General features: G+C 41.5%; 18 protein-coding genes and 1 pseudogene. 13 read left to right on the forward strand and 6 right to left on the reverse strand.

What is annotated here, in order from left to right:
• Positions 1–145 precede the first annotated feature (145 nt).
• The 8 genes from DZC72_RS08260 to DZC72_RS08295 all read left to right on the forward strand — a co-directional run bounded on the left by DZC72_RS08260 (position 146) and on the right by DZC72_RS08295 (position 11180).
• Entirely contained in the window at positions 146–2056 is a 1911-nt protein-coding gene (locus DZC72_RS08260; protein ID WP_125222353.1) for an ABC-F family ATP-binding cassette domain-containing protein, read from the forward strand.
• Positions 2057–2210: 154 nt separating this feature from the next.
• Positions 2211–3086, forward strand: coding sequence for a leucine-rich repeat domain-containing protein (locus DZC72_RS08265; RefSeq protein ID WP_125222354.1), 876 nt, complete (start codon positions 2211–2213; stop codon positions 3084–3086).
• A 170-nt stretch (positions 3087–3256) separates the two neighbouring features.
• Positions 3257–4144 (forward strand): leucine-rich repeat domain-containing protein, encoded by an 888-nt coding sequence (locus tag DZC72_RS08270; RefSeq protein WP_125222355.1) that lies wholly within the window; start codon positions 3257–3259, stop codon positions 4142–4144.
• A 415-nt stretch (positions 4145–4559) separates the two neighbouring features.
• Complete coding sequence (locus DZC72_RS08275; RefSeq protein ID WP_125222356.1) at positions 4560–5690, forward strand: efflux RND transporter periplasmic adaptor subunit; 1131 nt, start codon at positions 4560–4562, stop codon at positions 5688–5690.
• Complete coding sequence (locus DZC72_RS08280) at positions 5690–8965, forward strand: efflux RND transporter permease subunit (protein ID WP_125222357.1); 3276 nt, start codon at positions 5690–5692, stop codon at positions 8963–8965. The genes DZC72_RS08275 and DZC72_RS08280 overlap by 1 nt, the downstream gene beginning before the upstream one ends.
• Positions 8965–10281, forward strand: a complete 1317-nt coding sequence (locus DZC72_RS08285; protein WP_125222358.1) for a TolC family protein — start codon at positions 8965–8967, stop codon at positions 10279–10281. The genes DZC72_RS08280 and DZC72_RS08285 overlap by 1 nt, the downstream gene beginning before the upstream one ends.
• A 32-nt stretch (positions 10282–10313) precedes the next feature.
• Entirely contained in the window at positions 10314–10985 is a 672-nt protein-coding gene (locus tag DZC72_RS08290) for a hypothetical protein (RefSeq protein WP_125222359.1), read from the forward strand.
• Between the two features lie 12 nt (positions 10986–10997).
• A complete protein-coding gene (locus tag DZC72_RS08295; protein ID WP_125222360.1) occupies positions 10998–11180 on the forward strand; it encodes a CPXCG motif-containing cysteine-rich protein in 183 nt (60 codons plus the stop codon).
• Here the strand turns inward: DZC72_RS08295 and DZC72_RS08300 are convergent, their stop codons facing one another.
• Together DZC72_RS08300 and DZC72_RS08305 are read right to left on the reverse strand one after the other, a co-directional pair.
• Positions 11181–11876, reverse strand: a complete 696-nt coding sequence (locus DZC72_RS08300; protein WP_125222361.1) for a head GIN domain-containing protein — start codon at positions 11874–11876, stop codon at positions 11181–11183. It abuts the gene before it with no gap.
• 75 nt (positions 11877–11951) lie between these two features.
• Positions 11952–12491 (reverse strand): helix-turn-helix domain-containing protein, encoded by a 540-nt coding sequence (locus tag DZC72_RS08305; RefSeq protein WP_125222362.1) that lies wholly within the window; start codon positions 12489–12491, stop codon positions 11952–11954.
• A 3-nt stretch (positions 12492–12494) separates the two neighbouring features.
• Between DZC72_RS08305 and DZC72_RS08310 the strand changes: the two genes are divergently transcribed.
• The 5 genes from DZC72_RS08310 (at position 12495) to DZC72_RS08330 (ending at position 17940) form a co-directional block, all read left to right on the forward strand.
• Entirely contained in the window at positions 12495–12911 is a 417-nt protein-coding gene (locus tag DZC72_RS08310; protein ID WP_125222363.1) for a hypothetical protein, read from the forward strand.
• A 26-nt stretch (positions 12912–12937) separates the two neighbouring features.
• The gene (locus tag DZC72_RS08315; RefSeq protein WP_125222364.1) at positions 12938–13867 is read left to right on the forward strand and encodes a dihydrodipicolinate synthase family protein; all 930 of its coding nucleotides are present in this window, start codon (positions 12938–12940) and stop codon (positions 13865–13867) included.
• 8 nt (positions 13868–13875) lie between these two features.
• Positions 13876–15603, forward strand: coding sequence for a DUF885 domain-containing protein (locus tag DZC72_RS08320; protein WP_125222365.1), 1728 nt, complete (start codon positions 13876–13878; stop codon positions 15601–15603).
• A gap of 68 nt (positions 15604–15671) precedes the next feature.
• Positions 15672–16679: a 4-hydroxyproline epimerase gene (locus DZC72_RS08325; protein ID WP_125222366.1), complete on the forward strand. Its 1008-nt coding sequence runs from the start codon at positions 15672–15674 to the stop codon at positions 16677–16679.
• 1 nt (position 16680) lies between these two features.
• Positions 16681–17940, forward strand: coding sequence for an NAD(P)/FAD-dependent oxidoreductase (locus DZC72_RS08330; protein ID WP_125222367.1), 1260 nt, complete (start codon positions 16681–16683; stop codon positions 17938–17940).
• Between the two features lie 9 nt (positions 17941–17949).
• Here the strand turns inward: DZC72_RS08330 and DZC72_RS08335 are convergent, their stop codons facing one another.
• The 4 genes and pseudogenes from DZC72_RS08335 to proC all read right to left on the reverse strand — a co-directional run bounded on the left by DZC72_RS08335 (position 17950) and on the right by proC (position 21724).
• The gene (locus DZC72_RS08335) at positions 17950–18798 is read right to left on the reverse strand and encodes a GNAT family N-acetyltransferase (RefSeq protein WP_125222368.1); all 849 of its coding nucleotides are present in this window, start codon (positions 18796–18798) and stop codon (positions 17950–17952) included.
• Between the two features lie 52 nt (positions 18799–18850).
• Positions 18851–20065: pseudogene (locus tag DZC72_RS08340) on the reverse strand (glutamate-5-semialdehyde dehydrogenase); the annotation flags it as partial.
• A gap of 62 nt (positions 20066–20127) precedes the next feature.
• The gene (gene proB, locus DZC72_RS08345; protein WP_125222370.1) at positions 20128–20916 is read right to left on the reverse strand and encodes a glutamate 5-kinase; all 789 of its coding nucleotides are present in this window, start codon (positions 20914–20916) and stop codon (positions 20128–20130) included.
• Positions 20909–21724 carry a pyrroline-5-carboxylate reductase gene (gene proC / locus DZC72_RS08350; protein WP_125222371.1) on the reverse strand — a complete coding sequence of 272 codons (816 nt, stop codon included), beginning with the start codon at positions 21722–21724 and terminating at the stop codon, positions 20909–20911. Before proC ends, proB begins: the two co-directional genes overlap by 8 nt.
• Positions 21725–21800 lie beyond the last annotated feature (76 nt).

Raw genomic sequence — 21800 nt, forward strand, 5'->3', positions numbered from 1 at the left:
AGTATCTACAATTTAGGTTATCAGATCTTCTTAGAAATACCGTCGACTTCTTGTCCTTTTTTTTGAACTTTGCAAATCCAAAAAGGGAAACGGTCAATTAGTTAATTTCATTGGTTTCCTGTAGGTTTAAAAACAAAAAAATAGCATGCTAAACATTCATAATTTATCCGTTTCATTTGGCGGGGAATATTTATTTGAGGAAATATCTTTTCGGTTGAATGCCGGTAATAGGGTAGGGCTCGTTGGCAAGAATGGAGCTGGAAAATCCACATTGCTTAAGTTGTTGGCCAAGGATATGTCCATAGATTCCGGGACTATTGCCGTTGAAAAGGACATTAAAATCGGTTTTCTCCGTCAGGATATCGATTTTGAATTGGGCAGGACGGTTTTAGAAGAAGCTTATCAAGCATTTAAGGAGCTAAAGCACTTAGAGGCAAAGATGGATGAAATAAATCATCAATTGGCGGAAAGAACGGATTACGAGAGCGAGGCATACAATCAGCTTATAATCGATTTGAGCGATGTCACTTCCCACTATGAAATATTGGGTGGGTATAACTATCAAGGTGAAACGGAGAAAATTTTACAGGGTTTAGGCTTTAAGAGAGAAGATTTTGACAAGAAGACCGAAACCTTTTCCGGGGGTTGGCGTATGCGCATTGAACTGGCCAAATTATTGTTGCAAAGTAACGATGTACTGCTTTTGGATGAGCCTACCAACCATTTGGATATCGAGTCCATTATTTGGTTCGAACAATTTTTAAACAATTATACAGGAGCGGTCATGATTGTTTCACACGATAAAATGTTCTTGGATAATGTTACCAATAGAACCATTGAAATATCATTGGGTAGGATATATGATTACAATAAACCATATTCCAAGTATTTGGTATTACGCGATGAAATAAGGCAGCAGCAATTAAGTGCACAAAAAAACCAAGATCGTGAAATACAACAAGCGGAACGTTTGATAGAGAAATTCAGGGCCAAATCCACCAAGGCCTCCATGGCCCAATCCCTTATAAAAAAACTCGATAAGATCGAGCGCATTGAAGTGGATGAGGATGACAATAGTGTAATGAGCCTTCGTTTTCCGGTATCCGTTACACCGGGTAAGGTTGTGGTGGAAATGGAGAACCTTACCAAGGCCTATGGGGAAAAAAAGGTCTTGGAAGGCATTAATTTATTGGTTGAGCGCGACAGTAAAACCGCTTTTGTTGGACAAAACGGACAAGGAAAATCCACCTTGGCCAAAATAATTGTAGGGGAACTCGAGCATAAAGGCCATCTTAAGCTAGGGCACAATGTGCAAATTGGCTATTTTGCCCAAAACCAAGCGGAGTACTTGGATGGCGACAAAACCATTTTGGATACGATGATAGATGCCGCCAATGAATCCAACCGAAGCAAGGTTCGAGATATATTGGGCTCCTTTTTGTTTCGGGGAGATGATGTTGAAAAATACGTAAAGGTGCTTTCAGGAGGGGAGCGTAACCGTCTTGCCCTGGCCAAAATGCTATTACAGCCCTTCAATGTACTGGTGATGGATGAGCCAACGAATCATTTGGACATAAAGTCCAAAAACGTGCTGAAACAGGCCTGTTTGAATTTTGAGGGAACACTAATCCTAGTCTCCCATGATAGGGATTTTCTGCAAGGTTTGACAAATAAAGTATATGAGTTTAAGGATAAAAAGATCAAGGAATATTTAGGGGACATCGATTTTTATCTAGAACAGCGAAAAGTCAATGATTTTAGAAGTATAGAAAAACGGGAGGAAAAAAAGCAGGAGAAACCTGTTGAAAAAAAGAATGCCTCCTTTGAAGACCAAAAGCAATTGAAGAGTCTGAAAAATCAGCTCAGCGGATTGGAAAGTGAAATAGCGACACTTGAAAGGGAAATTAAAAAAATAGATCATGATTTATTGATGAATTATGATGCCACGATCGCCAAGCCAAATTTCTTTGATGACTATCAAAATAAAAAGGCAAGATTGGAAAAACATATGGAAAAATGGGAGGCCCTTACATTGGAAATTGAGAGTATCCAATGAATTAAAACATACAGTTTTTGCTGTTTCACAACAACTTAGGGCATTTTCACAACAATAGCTTTCCTTTAAACGATAATTTTTGGTGGTTTATCGTTCTTATAGGAAATTTGTAGGATAATTCTTAGTTTTATAGTATCAACTAACTTCACGGTATATGAAAAAGCTTCACCTAATTCTTTCGGTATTTATGTTGATTTCGAGCCTTGGTATAGCCAAAGTTTCCAAAACCGAAAAAAAGGCTTTGATGGCGCTTTACAATAGTACAAACGGTGCTCACTGGATAAGAAAGTGGGATTTGAAAAAACCAGTTTCAGAATGGTACGGGGTAAAGGTAGTAGAGGATAAGGTAGTTGAAATCAATTTATTCCATAACAATTTAATGGGTCCTTTGCCGTTGGGAATGTCAAAATTGGAAAATCTCAAGGTTCTGAACTTGGCCTTTAATTCCATTACCGGGGAATTACCAGAGGACTTGGCCCTCTTAACAGGCCTAAAGACACTAAAGTTGGAGATGAACAGGCTAAAGGGAGAGTTGCCACACAACATAGGCGGACTTTCAAGTTTGGAGGAACTCACTGCATTTAACAACTTTTTATCAGGAGGTATTCCAGAAAGTATTGGGGATATAAAGAATTTAAAGGTTTTAAACCTATCAAGTAATTCCTTAAAGGGGGCTATTCCAAGTTCACTCGGTCAGTTGACCCAACTAGAGACGCTTGGACTTTTTGAAAATACGTTGGAAGGGTCTATACCTGGAGAATTAGGCCACTTGACAAAATTAAAGGAATTGGTATTGGCCAATAATAGCCTCAACGGGGAAATTCCAGAGGAATTCAATCAATTGGCGAGCCTACAAATTTTTCAAATACAGAACAATAATTTTTCCTCATTTAAGAATCTTGAAAAACTTAAGACAAGGGAATATTTGGTTTTTGATCATGACGGATTTGACAAAAAGTACGAGTTCAAGGAGCTAAAACTTGAAAGAACCAGAATGGCCGATACAAAATACGAAGACATAGAAAATTAAGAGTAGTTTACACTTTTAGTTAGTTTGGTTAAGAAAGGGGCGTTGGTAGCGTCCCTTTTTTGGTTTTTGAAATAAAATAAATATACATTCTTCTCGTTATTTACAGGTGCTTTGTAGTTATAAAAGTATACGGGTATATATTTACTACCATGCGCCTAAAAAACAATTGAATGAACAAAATCTTGTTTAAGGTTGGTTTAGTAATTAGCCTCATAGTCTCAAACAATTTTATCGTTGCCCAAGTTCCTTTGAAGGAACGACAAGCCTTGGAGGAGCTACATGCCCTTACTTCAGGTTCATCTTGGATTAATAAATGGGATTTAAACGAAACGGTGTCTTCCTGGTATGGGGTTCAGGTAAGGGAGGGCCATGTAGTGTCCATCAATTTGCACCATAACGGACTAGCGGGCGAATTACCTGATAATTTTAAGGATTTACCCTATCTGGAAGAATTGAATCTAGCTTTTAACCAACTGAAAGGTAAGCTTCCCCCGTCCCTTTTCAAAAATTCAAGGCTGCAAGTAGTAAGGCTTGAAATGAATTCCCTTTCAGGGACATTGCCCAAGGTGTATGCTTCAGAATCCCAATTGAGAAAATTAAGCTTGTTCAACAATCAATTGGAAGGAGAGATTCCTAGTGAAATCGCACACGCAAAAGCCTTAAAATCATTAAACCTTTCCAGTAATTTTCTAATAGGTTCCTTGCCGGAAAGTCTTTCCGGTCTTACACAATTGGAACATTTGGAGCTATTTGGCAACAAACTTTCCGGGGAAATCAAACTTGAATTAGGTAACATGGTAAACTTAAAGGAATTGGTTTTGTCCTATAATAGTTTTGAAGGAAAGCTTCCTAGTAGTACCGCAAATTTGGAGCACTTGGAATTGGTACAATTGCAAGGCAACAACTTTAGTTCTATAAGGGCTTTGAGATATTCAAAATCCGAAGGTCTGGCTACCTTTGACAGTGATGACTTGATAATGAACAGTCAATTTAAGGATAAGAGCGGGTTTCGCAACACACGCATGGCCGATACAAAATTTGAGGATTCAGAAAATTAATTTTCAAGATACATTTTATTCAAAAGAGGTGCATAAAGCACCTCTTTTTTGTTAATGGGTCAATTACTTTTAAACCACTTTACCCAGCATCAATGTTTGCAATTCAAGTTTTATGAAATTTTTAACCTCCTTCAGAGAATACATGGCAGGCGATTTTTTGTAGTTTCGTCCTCTTAAAGAGCTTAATTTTCATCTAATACATTGATTTTTATTCAGTTAACTTTTTTGATGAGTTTTCTTTTGATGTTTTGGATGGTAGAGTGCATCTCTTGGATTGTTACCTAAAAGTTAAGGAATACTTCAGGTCGTTTCAAGAATTAATTTGGACGTTTCACTTACATAATGGAAGTATTGGAAATATACAGGGCTATATTTGTAGCCGTTTTAAAAATCAATAGTTAAAACCAAAACCACAATGCGAAAAATCATCTTTACCGGACTAGGTATCGTATTAATATTGGCTTCATTTTTCTTGGCGAAAGTGATTATAGACAATAAAAAGGTCTTTAAACCAAGAGCCCAAAAAGTAGTGAAAACCGTTTTTACCGAAGTCGTTCAGAACAAGACCATTCCAATTGTTGTAACGGCCAATGGTAATTTAACGGCCAAACAGAGAATGGAGTTGTATGCAGAAGTACAGGGAGTTTTTAAAACCGGGAGTAAACTCTTTAAGGAAGGACAGTCGTACAGACAGGGTGAGACCATTATCAGTATTAATGACGATGAATATGCCGCCAGTGTTCAATCTGCCAAAAGTAATCTTTATAATGAGCTGACCTCTATTATGCCGGATTTGCGGTTGGATTATCCTGATTTCTATTCCAAATGGCAAAAGTATCTGAACGGATTTGATTTGTCAAAAAGTACCCCAAAGTTACCTGAAATGACCTCGGAAAGTGAGCGTTTCTTTATTACAGGCAGGGGTATTTTATCCAGTTATTACAACGTGAAAAATTTGGAACAACGGCTTTCAAAATATAGGATCATCGCGCCTTTCACCGGTGTATTGACCGAAGCACTTGTAACCGAGGGGACCTTGGTAAGATCTGGTCAAAAATTGGGAGAGTTCATTAATCCCGGTGTTTACGAATTGGAGGTTTCGGTGAGTAAATCATTTACTGATTTGCTAAAGGTAGGGGAGTCCGTGGAATTGACAAGTCTGGGTGGCGATGAAACATATACCGGAAAGGTTACTAGAATAAATGGTAGGGTTGACCAGGCTTCCCAAACTATCAAGGCCTATATTGAGGTGGACAATAATAAGTTGCGTGAGGGTATGTATCTAGAAGCGAAATTGGATGCCAGAAAAGAGGAGAACGCCATAGAAATAGATAGAAGCTTACTGTTGGAGGGCGATAAGATTTTTGTAGTTAGGGATTCTGTATTGGATCTTATTGATGTAAAGCCTGTTTATTTTTCAGAGAAAAGCGTGGTGTTAAAGGATGTTCCCAATGGAATGACGATTATGTCCAAACCTTTGATCGGTGCCTATACGGGTATGGCAGTCAAGGTATATGAAGACCAACCAGATAACTCTAAAGGATAATGCGAAAAATTATTGAATACTTTATAAGGTACCATGTTGCTGTCAATGTGGTGGTTATTGCCTTTGCCCTTTTTGGAATCGTGGGGTACAAATCCTTAAAATCCTCTTTCTTTCCATTATCGGATTCCAAGAACATATCTATATCCATAACATATCCAGGTGCTTCACCTCAGGAAGTTGAGGAAGGTATCGTTCTCAAGATCGAGGATAATTTAAAGGGCTTGGAAGGTGTTGATCGTGTCACTTCTACTTCAAGGGAAAACAGTGGTACCATCAATATAGAAATTGAGAAAGGAAGGGACATTGATTTTATGCTGCTTGAGGTTAAAAACGCAGTGGATAGGGTACCCACCTTCCCAACTGGTATGGAACCCTTGGTGGTTTCCAAATTGGAGGCGGTTCGTCAAACTATTTCCTTTGCCATTAGTGGCGAAAATATACCCTTGGCCACTTTAAAAAACGTTGGCAGGCAGATAGAGAACGACTTAAGGGCCATTCCAGGTATTTCCCAGATAGAAATTTCAGGGTTTCCACAGGAAGAAATTGAGATCGCGGTAAACGAAAATAGTCTATTGGCCTATGGTATTTCCTTTCAGGAAGTGGCCACTGCGGTTGGAAATGCCAACATTTTGGTCACCGGTGGTAATATAAAAACGGAGGCTGAGGAATACTTGATCCGTGCCAACAATCGGTCATATTACGGGGATGAACTTTCCAATCTTATTATAAAGGCGGACCCATCCGGGAGTACGGTGCGTTTAAAGGACGTAGCGGATATTAAGGACCGCTTTGCCGAAGATCCAAATGCCAGTTACTTTGACGGTAATTTGGCGGTAAACGTGTCCATAACCAGTACGAATACGGAGGATTTGATCCAATCTGCCAATGACGTAAAGTCCTATGTGGAGGAATTCAACCAAAAATATACCAATGTGGAATTGGATATTGTTTCGGATCAGTCGGAAACATTGGTGCAAAGAACCGAATTGTTGGCTGAAAACGCCATCATGGGGATGATTCTGGTATTGATATTTCTGTCACTTTTCTTGAATACCAGGCTAGCGTTTTGGGTAGCCTTTGGATTGCCGGTAGCCTTCCTTGGAATGTTCGTATTTGCCGGATTTTTCAATGTCACCATCAACGTACTATCCTTGTTCGGGATGATCATCGTAATCGGCATATTGGTGGATGATGGTATCGTGATTGCGGAAAACATCTACCAACATTACGAAAAGGGAAAATCGCCTGTGCAAGCTGCCGTAGATGGCACCATGGAAGTATTGCCCCCAATTATTTCGGCAATTATTACAACCATCTTGGCCTTCTCCATCTTTCTGTTCCTTGATAGCCGAATAGGGGAGTTTTTTGGCGAAGTTTCCGTTATCGTAATCCTTACGTTGGTAGTTTCCCTCGTTGAGGCACTGATTATCCTGCCTGCGCATTTGGCGCATTCCAAAGCTTTGCAGCCGCTGGATGAAAAACCCAAAAAGGGTTTGGCAAGTGCTTTTGCCAAACTAAGGATCATCAATGATTTTGGAGATAAGATTATGGTTTGGATGCGTGACAAATTGTACGCTCCATCCTTGCGTTTCGCCATGCGTTACAAAATTCTCACCTTCAGCTTTTTTGCCATGGCCTTGGTGCTCACTTTTGGTTCTTTGGGAGGAGGTATCATACGAACCGCTTTCTTTCCAAGAATAGCCAGTGACAGGGTAAGTATTGAACTTCAAATGCCCAATGGTACCAACGAAAAAGTTACGGATTCTATCATAAGCCTTATAGAGGAAAAGGCCGAAATCGTAAATCAGGAACTTACCAAGGAATACTTATCCAACTCGGATAAAATGATGTACGAGAACATGATTCGTAGACTTGGCCCTGGATCTTCAACGGCGCAATTGACTATTAACCTTTTACCAGGGGAAGAACGGCCGGATGAAGTGGTGGCCGATGTGGTAACGAGGAGAATCGAGGAGCTGGTTGGTCCTGTTATAGGTGTGGAAAGTCTCATTTACGGTTCCGGAGGAAATTTTGGAGGCTCACCCGTATCCGTTTCTTTGCTGGGTAACAATATTGAAGAGCTCAAGGCGGCCAAGAATGAACTTAAGGGAATTCTACAGAACAATACCCGTTTAAAGGATATTTCTGATAACGACCCCGCTGGTATCAAGGAAATCCGATTACAATTGAAGGAAAATGCCTATTTGTTGGGATTGGACCTACGAACGGTAATGAACCAAGTGCGGGCAGGATTCTTTGGTGTACAGGCCCAGCGTTTTCAAAGGTCACAGGACGAGATCAGGGTTTGGGTGCGATATGACCGGGAAAACAGGTCATCCATTACAAATTTGGACGAGATGCGTATTGTAACGCCCTCCGGAGACCGTGTGCCTCTAAAGGAAATTGCCGAGTATTCCATAGAGCGCGGTGACGTAGCAATCAACAGGTTGGAAGGCCGTAGGGAAATACAGGTATCTGCAGATATGAAGGATATTAAGGATAGCCCCACGGAAATCATGGCTGAAATCCAAAATGTGATCATGCCGGACATTCAGTCCAAATATCCTACGGTTTCCGCTTCCTACGAAGGTCAGAACAGGGAATTGGGCAAGTTGACCGGTTCACTTAAAGTTGTTGGTCTTTCCGTTTTACTTCTCATTTATATTACCATTGCTTTTACTTTTAGGAGTTTTAGTCAGCCCTTAATGTTGCTGCTATTGGTTCCCTTTAGTTTTACGGCGGTCGCTTGGGGACACTGGATCCACGATTTCCCCCTCAATGTACTTTCAATCTTGGGAATTATCGCCTTGATAGGCATCATGGTAAACGATGGCCTGGTACTGATTGGCAAGTTCAACACGAACTTAAGGGAAGGAATGACCTTCGATGCGGCCATTTATGAAGCTGGAAAATCGAGGTTCAGGGCTATTTTCCTCACCTCGGTAACTACCATTGCCGGTTTGGCGCCCCTTATGGCGGAAACTAGTAGGCAAGCGCAGTTTTTAAAGCCTATGGCCATTTCAATCGCCTATGGTATTGGTATCGCAACCATTTTAACACTTTTGATGCTGCCTTTGTTTCTATCCTTTGGAAATAAATTGAAATCCAAAAACAAAATGTTGGCCAGCGGTCACAAGATTACCAAGGAAGAGGTGGAAAGGGCCATCTTGGAGCAAAGGGAAAAAGAACATTTGGAAGGACAAAAGAATCATGGCCCCAACGGAAATCTATTGGAAGAAAAACCATATCATAAAGAATTAGAAGAAACCTTATAATGATAAGATTTAGATTAACAATTTTCCTAGTACTTGTCTCTTTTTTAAGTGGAGCACAGGAAAACCTACTTTCCAAGCAAGAAGCGATTGCGAAAGCATTGGAGAATAATTTTGGCATTTTGGTGGCCAACAACAATTTAAGGATTGCTGAGAATAACAAAAGCCTTATGAATTCAGGTTTTTTGCCTTCCTTAACAGGAAATGCCGGTGCATCCTATGATAAAAACAATCAAGAGGCCACTTTTCAGGATGGTAATGTTAGGGCCATTGATGGTGCAGAAACCACAAGGTACAATGCGTCCTTAAACATGAACTATACACTTTTCGACGGTCTGGGAAGAATGTATGATTTCAAAAGACTCAAGGAAGAATATAATTTGAGTGCCCTAGAGACAAGGGAAACTATTGAGACTACCATGCTCCAATTGTTTACGGTCTATTTTGAGGTAGCAAGACTTACCGAGAATATTAACGTATTGGAAGAAACTTTTTCCAATACCAAAAACAGATTGCAAAGGGCGGAATATAGCTTTGAATTCGGTCGTACAAATAAATTGGATGTCTTGAACGCAGAAGTTGACTTGGTCAACGATAGTATAAACCTTATGAACGAGCGGCAAACGCTCAGGAATACTAAAAGGGATTTGAACCTCTTGTTGAACCGTGAGCTACTTACCACTTTTGAGGTGGATACGGTCGTGACTTTTTCCAATCCTATTAGACTCGAGGAATTTCTTGGGCTTGGAGTTGAAAACAATGTGCGGATTCTCCAAATGAAACAGAATATTAAAATTAACGACTTCACCTTAAAATCCAGCAAATCGGTCTTTTTGCCTACCGTTGGGCTAACAGGATCATATGGTTGGAACCAAGGTAATTTCCCCGCAACCAATTTCTTGGCGTCAAATGTATCTACGGGGGTTTCCGCAGGTCTAAATTTAACTTGGAACTTGTTCAATGGAGGAACAAGTATCACCCAAGTAAAGAACGCCAAGATTTTATTGGATAACCAAGAGATATTGGAAAATCAGACCATTCAAGAAGTGAAACGGGATATCGAAAACGCCAAGGACGATTATAGAAACCGACTTGATATACTGGCACTGCAAGAGAAGAATGTAATAACGGCGCAAAATAATTTTGATCGATCTAACGAGCAATATAAACTAGGGCGAATTACCTCCGTAGAACTAAGACAGGCACAGATCAATTTATTAAACGCCCAAACCAATAAAAACTTCGCCAAATACGATGCTAAATTGGCGGAATTACAATTACTCCAACTCACTGGGCAGTTACTAAATGTTGAAATATAAACGGCACAGTTCAAATTATAAAATAGCGTACCATGTACAAGGATAAAACGGACAAAGAACTTTTGGAGGTGTTGGAACAGTATTCCCAATTGACATTCGAGTCCCAACTAATATTAAAGGACGAGATCAATAAGAGAGGACTTATTGCTGATACCTCGGAACTTGATGCCGCTATCGACGATAAAATTGCACGCATCAAAAATTTTGAATTTTTGAAGGATTTTGGTTTTAAGGCCGAAATGACCGACAATAAATTTTTGGTAACCAGGACCCAAAGCGCGACCTTGACCGATGTCTTTGCGGTCATTTTGGGGCTCATTATTTTCTTCTTGGGCGTCAACGGAGTCGTAAATCTTGTAATGACCTTTGTAAATGGTGAAGAAATCGATGTGTTTACCCTTGCCGTCAAGTTTGCCATGGCGGGACTCGTTTTTGTTGGCATCAAATTCTTTAGTGGCCTAAAACGATTGTTCGACTATAGTGGTTTTGAACTGGCGCGCACGGATGGCGATATTACCTTAAAAAAGCGCTTCGATATTAAACTTGAGGAAATCAGGGCAAAAGCTTCAGACCTGTTCTTGGATAGGGAGGAGGATGAATTGGAGCTTAAATTGGGGAATCAGGTTATTTTCAGTTCCAATGCGGAAAGTTTGGTGCAACGGATGACCTTGGAAGAATTGACCAAAAGACTTAAAGGGAATTAATCGTACCAAGTTATGTACGAGCACTTTTTTCAATGTCCGTATTGCTGGGAAGAGGTTTCCATGCTCATGGACCCTTCCATTTCCAAACAGACCTATATAGAAGATTGTGAAGTATGCTGCAACCCCATTGAAGTGACCCCCGAATTTCAAGGAGATGAATTGGTTGGTTTTGAAGCTAGGGAAATTGGACAATAACTAATCCATTTCTTGAATCTTACCCCCAAAGACTTTGTCCCTTTTCACATTCTTCGGTTTTCCATAGATGTAAATGGATCCACCGGCCTTCACTTTGGCATTTACTTCCTCCGTGGCTCTGACATCGGCCCTACCCCCTGCCATCACGGTTACTTCTGTAACCTCCGTATTCAAATCCTTGCAATAGGCCTTTCCGCCCGTATTCACGGAAACCTCCTGTTTTTTACTGCTTCCCGTTAGGTTTATTTCACTTCCGGATACGGAGCGTACGTAGACTTCCTCCAAATCGACCTTTAGGTCAATGATTCCACCTTCCTGTCCTTTAATTTCGACTTTGGAACCCTTGAAGGTTTCTTCGGAAATAATTTTTGCATTTTCATTGACATCCAACAAGGTCAAGTCTTCTGAATAGTATAAGGTGCCCTTGGCCTCATCGCCGTCCATGAAATTGCCAAACTCCATCTTGATTTTTAGAAGTCCGTTTTTATTGGATATTTCCACTTCGTCACGGTCGTCTCCCGTAATGACCAATTTGTTCTCATTGCTTTTTACCAAGGAAACTACAATTCGGTCGTAGACCTTCAGTTCCGTAAACTTTTCAAGGGTTTTGGTATTTGCCTTTTGGGCGAATGTTAACGAGCCGATACATAAAGTGATGGCGAAAGTATATAACTGTTTCATTTCTAAGATGTTCATTAGCTGAGTTTTTCAAAGGGTAATTTAAGACTATTTACGCAAAGTTAATAACGTGTTTTTTACAACGGAAAACTGCTATTCAAAACTCTTTTTGTAGGAAGATGGGGATATGCCTTTTAGGGCCTTGAATTGTCTATTGAAATTGGACTGATTTTGAAAACCATAGGTCTCTTCGATTTTACTAATTGATAGGCTGTTTGACAACACCAATTGCTGGCACGCATGGGACACCCTATATTCGATTAAAAAGTCCATAAAACTTTTGTTGGTATGTTTTTTAAAGAACCGACAAAAGGAATTTTTGGTCATATGGCTTAAAGAAGCTACTTCTTCCAGTGGTAAGGGCCTATGAAAATTTTGGATTACCAGATCAAAAATGCGCTGCAACCGTTCCCCTTTGTCCAGACTTCGCATCTTTGCGGTGGCCGATAGCGAGAGCGTCTGGCTAGGAAGGCCACATAACTTGCTCAGTAGCTGCAACAATCCTAGAAATCGGTCGAATCTATTTTTATGTTCCATCCCCTTTATAAATTGACCGAGTTCTTTTTGTTGTTCCAACACCCTAAACCCATGTTGCGCCTTGTCAAAAAACATCCGTACATCTTGAAGTTCCAATAAATGGAAGAAATTTTCACCAAAGGAATCCTTGGTAAAAAACAGCGTGTACCTTTTAGATGGTATCTTGCCGGTATCCTCACTTTTAAACAGGTGGGGAATGGTACTTCCTATAACAAAAAGCTCATCGGAGCTGTATGGATGAATTCCGTCTATAAAGATCAGTTTTCCGGTACCCCGCTCAATATAACTTATCTGTATTTCCTCATGTTAATGGAGCTTGTCATAGAACCGGATTTCCTCATCAACCTGGAATACCAAATTCTCCGAGGGCGATTTTGGGATTACGAAGGGCAGTACTTTCATTTTTTAAGATTAGTTCAAAATATCCGTAAAATGCTAATTATTTTCAAATATAAGGGTAATATAATACTGAAACTGGATAAGATGCAATTAGGGCTTTTTACATTGTCTATGTAATTTTATGAAAACAAAATTATTGAGTTATGGTATTTTCATGGCGTGGGGTAATGCCTGCGGTTACTACAAAATTTACAAAGGACGGAGCATTGGATTTGAATATGTTCCAAGTGAACATCGAGGCACAGGTAGCTGCCGGGGTAAACGGCATTATCCTAGGGGGCACCTTGGGTGAGGCGAGTACCTTGACCGGACCCGAAAAGGAGACCTTGTTAAAAAGGACGATCGATATCGTGGATGGAAAAGTCCCGGTAATTTTAAATATTGCGGAACAGACGACCCAAGGAGCTATAGATGCCGTGAAAGCGGCTGAAAAGAATGGCGCATCAGGTCTTATGATGCTACCGCCCATGCGTTACAAGGCCAATGATTTTGAGACGGTGACCTATTTTCAGGAGGTGGCACGTAGTACAGATCTGCCTATCATGATCTACAACAACCCAATCGATTATGGGATTATGGTGACCCTGGATATGTTCGAGATCTTGTTGGATGAAAAAAACATCACCGCCGTTAAGGAAAGTACGCGTGACATTTCAAACGTTACCCGGATAAAGAATCGGTTTGGTGACCGACTCAAAGTATTGACCGGGGTGGATACCCTTGGTCTTGAAAGTTTGTTGATGGGTGCCGAAGGATGGGTTGCCGGACTGGTTTGTGCTTTTCCCGCGGAAACGGTTGCCATTTACAAATTGGCAAAAGCCGGAAGGATCAAGGAGGCCCTCGAAATCTACCGATGGTTCCTACCCTTACTGGAATTGGACATCAACCCACAGTTGGTACAGAATATTAAGTTGGCCGAAGTTGCCACGGGCATAGGCACAGAAAACGTTAGGGCTCCCCGACTGCCTTTACAGGGAGCGGAGCGGGAAAGAGTACTGAAGATTATCGAGATCGGAATGGCAAACAGGCCCCAATTGCCGGATTATTTGCATTTGGAAGAAGCAATTTTTTAAATACAGGGATGATGGCAATACAAACTGTTAGGAGAATTTTAATCTTGGTTTTTGGCATTGTATTGTATGCAAGTCCGATGTTTGCCCAAAAGCAAGCCTTGGAAAAAATCATCGGGGAGGTGGAGGCGTTTGAACTGTATGACCGGAACGAATTCCCCCTTGGCCGATACCTTCCCGAAGTTTTTAAAAAGAATGCCAATTTTGCCCAGGAACAACTAGCAAAACTGGAATCAGTTGGAACGGAAGGTTTTTCCGAAACCGAAATGATTTCCCTAGAACTGCTGAAATTTAGTCTCCAAAACAGGGTGGACGAGTACAAACACGGACTCTACCTAAACCCGATCCAGGCCGATCAGGGTTTTCATCTCAGTCTCAATTATCGTATTCGGCCAATACGGGATTATGAAAGTGCCAAGCATTATTTGAACGTGCTCAATGATATGCCCCGCTTTGCCGAGGAGCATTTTCAAGTGTTGCGAATGGCCCTCAAAAGAAAGGTTTCACAACCCAAGGTAATTTTTGAGGGATATGAATCCACCTACAACCAGCATATCACTGACAATGTTACGGACAATGCATTTTACGGTCCCTTTAAGGATCTGCCATCATCGCTAACATCCGCACAAAAGGATTCCATTCTTGGTGTAGCCAAAATGGCCATTGAGGCATCGGTCGTGCCAACCTTCAAAAAAATAAAGAACTTTTTTGAATCGGAATACTTGCCCAATACCCGGAACACGTTTGGTATTTCCGATACGCCCGGAGGAGCGGAACTCTATCAGAACAGGGTAAATTATTATACCACGACGGATACATACACCGCAGAGGACGTGCATCAAATCGGTCTAAAAGAAGTAGCTCGGATTCGTTCCGAAATGCAGGAAATCATAAAGTCCGTCGGTTTCAAGGGAAGTTTTGCCGACTTTCTGGAGTTTCTCCGAACCGACCCCCAGTTTTACGTGACCGATGGCGAGGACTTATTAAAAGAGGCTCGAAACATTGCAAAGCAAATCGACGCGAAATTACCTGCCTATTTTTCCACCTTGCCCAGAAAACCCTACGGGGTCATAAAAGTACCCGATGCACTGGCACCCAAATATACGGGAGGTAGGTATTCCGGCTCTCGCAGTCCCACAGAACCCGGGTATTATTTGGTAAACACCTATAAATTGGACAGCAGGCCATTGTATGTATTGCCGTCCTTGACCCTTCACGAAGCGGTTCCCGGCCATCATTTGCAGGGGAGTCTCAATCAGGAAATGTCCGATAGTATACCCCAATTCAGAAGAAATATGTACCTCTCCGCCTTTGGGGAAGGATGGGCCCTGTATACCGAGTTTTTGGGCGATGAAATGGGCATGTACAAGACACCGTATGAAAAATTTGGGAAGCTCACGTATGAAATGTGGCGTGCAACCCGTTTGGTCGTGGATACGGGCATTCATGCCAAGGGATGGACAAAGCAACAGGTCTTGGACTTTATGAAGGACAATACGGCGCTGTCGCTCCATGAAATCAATACGGAAACCGACCGTTATATCGCATGGCCCGGACAGGCCCTATCCTACAAAATGGGTGAACTGAAGATACGGGAGTTGAGATTCAAAGCTGAAACGGAACTTGGTCCCGACTTTAACATCCGGGAGTTTCACGAAGTTATTTTGGGCCAGGGTACGGTTACCTTGCCCATTTTGGAAAGAAGGGTGAACGATTATATTAAAAGTAAAAAGTCCTAGGAGCGAACCATAAATTTGAGCGAACTTCGGAGTACAAATTCCAGCATATCCAACAAAATAGAAATTGAGTGAAAGAGCATGTTTTTAAGTGTATTGACGGACATACCTGTGGGAACCCCGTAAGGCTGGTCGTTGAAGGTGCGCCTACCTTGGAGGGGGCGAATATGAGCGAAAAGCGACTCCATTTTATGAAGGAGTATGATTGGATCAGAAAAGGTCTTATGTATGAGCCTAGGGGCCATGATATGATGAGCGGTGCCTTTTTATATCCTCCTTCAAATCCTGATAACGATTTTGGCATTGTCTTTATAGAAACAAGTGGTTGCCTTCCCATGTGCGGGCATGGCAGCATCGGCGTGATAACAATGGCCATTGAAGAGGGCGTTGTGGTTCCCAAAGAGCCCGGCAAGATTAGAATGGAAGCGCCTGCTGGATTGGTGGAGGTGACCTACCAACAGAACGGAAATAAAGTGGAGTGGGTAAAACTGGTCAACGTAGGTTCTTACTTGGCGGCATCGGATTTGACAGTTTCCTCCAGTTACTTGGGAGAACTTGTTTTTGATGTGGCCTATGGCGGAAATTTCTACGCGATTTTTGACCCACAGAAAAACTTTTCTGGATTGCAGGATTGTTCGGCCTCCCAATTGATAGAAATGGCGAGGGAGCTCAGACAGAATATCAACTTGAAATATCCAGAAAAATTTGTACATCCAGAGAATCCATCCATCAAGGATGTGAGCCATGTCCTTTGGACGGGCACGACCATTTCAACCGATGCTACGGCAAGAAACGCTGTGTTCTACGGCGATAAGGCCATTGATCGTTCCCCTTGTGGTACCGGTACCTCGGCCCGCATGGCCCAGTGGTATGCCAAGGGCAAATTGGGCCTTGGAGCGGAGTTTGTGCATGAAAGTATTATAGGCTCAAAATTCATAGGGATGGCTGAAAAGGAATGTAAAATTGGTAATTTTACGGGCGTAATTCCCAGCATAAAGGGTTGGGCGAGAAAGTATGGTTACAATGAAATTACCATTGATGAAGCAGACCCTTATGCCTTCGGCTTTCAAGTAATATAATATGGCGGAAAAGAAAAGGACTTTGATTATCGGCGCTGGTGTAATGGGGCTTTGTTCGGCCTATTACCTGCACAAAAAAGGGCATCAGGTCACGGTTTTGGAACAGTCCATGGGCGGCCAAGGGGCTTCATATGTAAATGCAGGTTATCTCACGCCCAGTCATATCGTACCTATGGCGGCACCCGGGGTGATTACCAAAGGATTGTCCATGATGATGGATAGTAAAAGCCCGTTTTACATCAAACCACGTTGGGATGTCGATTTCTTTAAATGGGCCTGGGCCTTTCATAAATCTTCCACTAAAGAAAAAGTAGATAGGGCCGCGCCCATCATAAAAGACATCAATCTTTTAAGTTCCAAATTGTACGATGAAATTAAGGAATCCGGGGATTTGGGGGACTTTCATTTGGAGAAAAAGGGGCTTCTCATGATTTATCAGACCGATGCCTATGGCGATGCCGAGAAAAAAGTGGCGGCAACCGCCAAAGGCTTTGGCTTGGAGGTTACCCATTTGGAAACCGATGCATTAAAGAAGCTGCACGGGGACACGGAAGTTATTGGGAAGGGAGCCCTTCATTATTTTTGCGATTCCCATACCACGCCCACCGTCTTCATGGCCAAAATGAAGGAATATCTATTAAAGAACGGTGTTCAAATAAACTATGGCGAAGCGGTAACGAAGTTCCAATCGTCAAACGGAAAAATCAATACCGTTCAATCCAACAAGGAAACCTACCAACCTGACAACGTGGTTTTGGCTTCTGGGTCCTGGAGCAATGATTTGGTAAAACAACTGGGCCTAACCCTTCAGGTACAAGCTGGAAAAGGGTATTGCATCGATGTGCATCGGCCTACGGGAATAAAACTCCCAGCCATTTTAATGGAGGCAAAAGTGGCGATTACGCCAATGGACGGATTTACCCGGTTTGCCGGAACCATGGAGTTTTCGGGCGTAAACTATGATATAAATTTGAATAGGGTAGAGGCCATTGCAGAAGCCGTAAAGAAATTCTACCCAACCATAGAAATAACCAAAGCCGAAATCAACAGTGCCAAATGTGGTTTGCGGCCCGTCTCTCCTGATGGTCTGCCCTATATAGGCAAGATGAAGGCCTTCGATAACTTTTTCATCACTACGGGCCATGCCATGATGGGCTGGAGTTTGGGACCTGTAACCGGCAAACTCATTTCAGAAGTCATGGAAGCCGAGGAGACCTCTATGGATATTGCGCCTTTTGACCCGGAAAGGAAGTTTGGATAGGTTACATATTTAATGCCTATTGTAGTACCAAACGTTCATGCTCTCCATTGCGTCCCTAACGAAAGCGTTGTTGGTAAGAGTGCCGGCAAACTTAAAACCATGTTTGCTATACGTAATGTTCAACCCGTACGAAGTGGCTCTTGCCAACGCGTAAATCGTGGTGCAATTCTCAACGTTCATGAGTTTTTTGATTTCCTGCACTAGGTAATAGGAAAGGTTTTGGCCCCTATAGTCAGGATGCGTTGCAAAATCTACAATCTCCAAATTTGCCTCTGTCGTATGTACCCTCAAAATAGCGGATACCAAAAGTTCATCGTTAACGAACAGCCCATGAAATTGATGGTCCATTTCCTCCAATCCCTCAAAATCGTGTACTTTTTTTATATGCTTTGGATGGTATTTATAGGCCATTTCATGTAAGGTAGCCAAAGAGGAAAAATCCTTTTTCCACAGTTTACGTATCGTATAGTCTTTTGGTATGCCCATGTGTGGATTTTCATTGGGCTTGTTGGCGGCCATCGCTATTCTCTTTACGGTTTCAATGGTCTTCAACTGTTTTTCATCACATTGGAGCCTGTTCTTGTTCAAATAGTCCGCTAAAAAATAGCCCGTGGTCTTTCCATTATATAATCCGGGTATTTTTGCCTCTATTGTATAGCCGCTGGATTTGAAATGCGTGATGGCATTTTCCGGGACTAGCCCCAAGATTTTATCATACTTCTTCCGTTTTGCCAGTTCCGTCATTTTTGGCAAAATCGCATCGATTTTTGCAGAATTTATTTCGGATAAGTAAACTCTATTATGGATCTCCCCATGATATATGGTCGCTCCCTCAATAGTCTCTATTGTTTCAAACATTGTGTAGGATTTATTAGGTATTTGAGTTAGAATTTAAGCTTGATTCTTTTCCTTATTCCCTTATTTGACCGTCGCCAAAGACATAATATTTGTTGGTGACCAATTGTTCCAATCCCAAAGGTCCCCTGTGGTGCAGCTTGTCCGTACTGATGGCAAGCTCCGCACCTACGCCCATTTGACCGCCATCGGTAAATCTTGTGGAAGCATTTTGATATACCGCCGCGCAATCAACTTCTTCCATAAACTGTCTGGCAATTCCCTTGTCATTGGTCATAATGGTGGCGGAATGCCCTCCGGAATACTCGTTTATTTTGGAAACTGCTTCGGTCAACGAATCTACTGCCGCCAAGCAGCATTTCATAGCAAGGAACTCTTCCTTCCACATGGATTTATCTTGAATAGGCTTGGCCGTTATCAAGGTTTTACCAACGGTTTCATCTACACATGTTTCAACACCATTGAAGCTCAATAGATTGTACAACTCCGTGAGTTTTTGTTCGTAGTTATCGATTTTCTGACTGATCAGTATTTTGTCCAACGCATTACACGCCGAAATTTTATCGGTCTTGGCATTCATGATGACCTTGATACTTTTTTCCCAATCTGCATTTTCATCCACATACAGGAAATTATTACCTCTACCGCTTACAAGTACGGCGCAATTGGCATGTTCTTTTACGAAATTGATCAACCTTTCCCCACCTCGTGGAACGATGAGGTCCAATTTTTCCGTGGGATTTTTTAGGAATTCTTGGGTTTCCTGTCTATTCAAGGTCATCAATTGGATATAATCTCTGGGAAGGTCGTTTTCCTCTAAGGCTTGGTGCCAAAGCTCGGTAAGTATAGTATTGCTACGAAGGGCTTCCTTACCTCCTTTTAATAATATTTTGTTACTGGCTTTAAAAGCCAAAACCGCTGCTTCAATGGTCACATCTGGTCGCGATTCATAAATGATCATAATGGTGCCGAAAGGGGCCGTTTTATTGATTATTTCCAGCCCATTATCCAGAATTCGAGATGAAATGGGTTGGTTTACAGGATCTTCCTGGCTCTGAACCTCTCGTATCGATTGTATCATACCATCGATTTTGGTATTGGTAACAATAAGTCGGTCATACATAGCCTGGTCCTCTTTCTGGAATAGGTCCAAGTCCTTTTTATTTGCTTTGATGATACTTTCCCTGTTTTTATCCAGAAGTCGCATCATACTGTCCAATACCTTATTTTTTATGTCTGTAGTCAATAATTTCATTTGTTTCTTAAACTCTTTTTTATGGGAACATCTATTTCTTTATTTCAAGCTTTTAAAGCCATCCTAATTAAGATGTTCTATTTTACTAATTCTTCTTCCAAGGTTACCATTGTCCCTACATTTTTACCTTCAATGATGTCGATGATGGTATTCTTCTTTTTACCGTTGGCAATATAGGTAGGTATACCCTTGGCTGCCGCCTGCTGTGCGTAATCCAGTTTGGAACCCATGCCTCCTCGGCCTTCCTCCTCTTTTTTATTATTGTCCGTGATATACTTGTCCAAATTTTCCTCAGGTTTTACATGTTGGACCAAATCACTATTCTCTTCGTTGGGGTCACCTGTGTAAAGTCCATCGATATCGGTCAGGATAATGAGCTTGTCCGCATTCAAAAGCTGAGCAATTAAGCTTGCCAATTCATCATTATCGGAAAACATGCTCATAGTTACAGATACAGCGTCATCCTCATTGGCAATGGGAATAACACCTTCAGACAATAGGCCTTCACAACAGTTGACCATATTTTGTCTATGTACGCCAGGACTGAAATCCCTTTTGGTGGGAAGTACCTGGGCACATTTCATTCCGTAATCATGGAAAATATTGTAATAAAGGCGCATCATTCTGGGTTGTCCAATGGCAGAATATACTTGGCGTCTTTGGGTCCTATCCTCGATGTTGGATTTTCCCAAAACCTCTTTACCAGCGATGACTGATCCGGAAGAAACCAATACGGTAATAATATCCCTTTCGTACAATTTTGCGATTTGCTCTACTAGGTTTCGTAATACAGGTCTAACAATTCTATTGTCTTTGTTGGTCATTACATTGGTACCAACTTTCACCACTATTTTTTCTTTATACATACGATTTCTCTTTTCCAAGTTCAATGGCACGTTCAAATGCTGCAAAGGCAGCTTCCTTAATTAGTTCACCTACCTTGTTATTATCCATACTATCCAAAGCTGCACGGGTAGTACCTCCTTTGCTGGCTACCTTGTCCATCCAAGAATTGGGTGAAAGGTCGTTCTGATTGAAAAGTTCAATGGCACCTGTAAAGGTCTGGCTTACGAGCACTTTGGAGACATTTTTGGAAAAGCCCATTTTTAGGGCCGCCTCCATCATACTTTGCATAAAATAAAACACATAGGCCGGACCGCTTCCGGAAATACCTGTAGAAGCATCGATAAAATTTTCGTCGCTTACCAAAATGGACTTGCCTGTGGTATCCAATAAACTTTCAATGGTTAAAAGTTCTATTCTGGATACTTCTTCCGATGCTACAAAAGAGGTTAGGCCTTTGCCTATTTGGGCTGGAAGGTTTGGCATGGCCCTTACAACTTTACTTAGGCCGGTAAGGACCTTAATCGTTTTTATGGTTACGCCTGCCATAATGGAAATTACAATCTGCCCTTTGTTTACGAGAGGTTCCATTTTCATCATCAAGCCCTCTGCATGATATGGCTTAACGGCAATAAAAATAATATCTGCCTGTGGAACACAATCTGCCAATTCCTTAAAAGTATCAAATTTGGCCTCTTTCCTAAGCGCTTCTAATTTTTCTTCGGAGGTATCCAACACCATAATGTTTCTTCTTTTCAATAGTTTGGATTTGGACATTCCTTCCGCGTAGGTGAGTCCCATGTTTCCTGCTCCGATAACTAAAATCTTCATAAAATAGTTTTGTTGTTTATTAAAATTTAAAGGTGATTGTTTAGTTTAAACGAATAGCATTTTTTCTACTCTGTTA

The organism is Maribacter algicola (assembly GCF_003933245.1).
In the GTDB taxonomy this organism is placed as follows: Bacteria; Bacteroidota; Bacteroidia; order Flavobacteriales; family Flavobacteriaceae; genus Maribacter; species Maribacter algicola.

What these genes read in the sequence shown, in the direction of transcription:
- DZC72_RS08260 (WP_125222353.1), top strand. Translation starts at nt 146, where the DNA reads ATGCTAAACATTCATAATTTATCCGTTTCATTTGGCGGGGAATATTTA.
- DZC72_RS08265 (WP_125222354.1), top strand. Translation starts at nt 2,211, where the DNA reads ATGAAAAAGCTTCACCTAATTCTTTCGGTATTTATGTTGATTTCGAGC.
- DZC72_RS08270 (WP_125222355.1), top strand. Translation starts at nt 3,257, where the DNA reads ATGAACAAAATCTTGTTTAAGGTTGGTTTAGTAATTAGCCTCATAGTC.
- DZC72_RS08275 (WP_125222356.1), top strand. Translation starts at nt 4,560, where the DNA reads ATGCGAAAAATCATCTTTACCGGACTAGGTATCGTATTAATATTGGCT.
- DZC72_RS08280 (WP_125222357.1), top strand. Translation starts at nt 5,690, where the DNA reads ATGCGAAAAATTATTGAATACTTTATAAGGTACCATGTTGCTGTCAAT.
- DZC72_RS08285 (WP_125222358.1), top strand. Translation starts at nt 8,965, where the DNA reads ATGATAAGATTTAGATTAACAATTTTCCTAGTACTTGTCTCTTTTTTA.
- DZC72_RS08290 (WP_125222359.1), top strand. Translation starts at nt 10,314, where the DNA reads ATGTACAAGGATAAAACGGACAAAGAACTTTTGGAGGTGTTGGAACAG.
- DZC72_RS08295 (WP_125222360.1), top strand. Translation starts at nt 10,998, where the DNA reads ATGTACGAGCACTTTTTTCAATGTCCGTATTGCTGGGAAGAGGTTTCC.
- DZC72_RS08300 (WP_125222361.1), bottom strand. Translation starts at nt 11,876, where the DNA reads ATGAACATCTTAGAAATGAAACAGTTATATACTTTCGCCATCACTTTA.
- DZC72_RS08310 (WP_125222363.1), top strand. Translation starts at nt 12,495, where the DNA reads ATGGAAGAAATTTTCACCAAAGGAATCCTTGGTAAAAAACAGCGTGTA.
- DZC72_RS08315 (WP_125222364.1), top strand. Translation starts at nt 12,938, where the DNA reads ATGGTATTTTCATGGCGTGGGGTAATGCCTGCGGTTACTACAAAATTT.
- DZC72_RS08320 (WP_125222365.1), top strand. Translation starts at nt 13,876, where the DNA reads ATGATGGCAATACAAACTGTTAGGAGAATTTTAATCTTGGTTTTTGGC.
- DZC72_RS08330 (WP_125222367.1), top strand. Translation starts at nt 16,681, where the DNA reads ATGGCGGAAAAGAAAAGGACTTTGATTATCGGCGCTGGTGTAATGGGG.
- DZC72_RS08335 (WP_125222368.1), bottom strand. Translation starts at nt 18,798, where the DNA reads ATGTTTGAAACAATAGAGACTATTGAGGGAGCGACCATATATCATGGG.
- proB (WP_125222370.1), bottom strand. Translation starts at nt 20,916, where the DNA reads ATGTATAAAGAAAAAATAGTGGTGAAAGTTGGTACCAATGTAATGACC.
- proC (WP_125222371.1), bottom strand. Translation starts at nt 21,724, where the DNA reads ATGAAGATTTTAGTTATCGGAGCAGGAAACATGGGACTCACCTACGCG.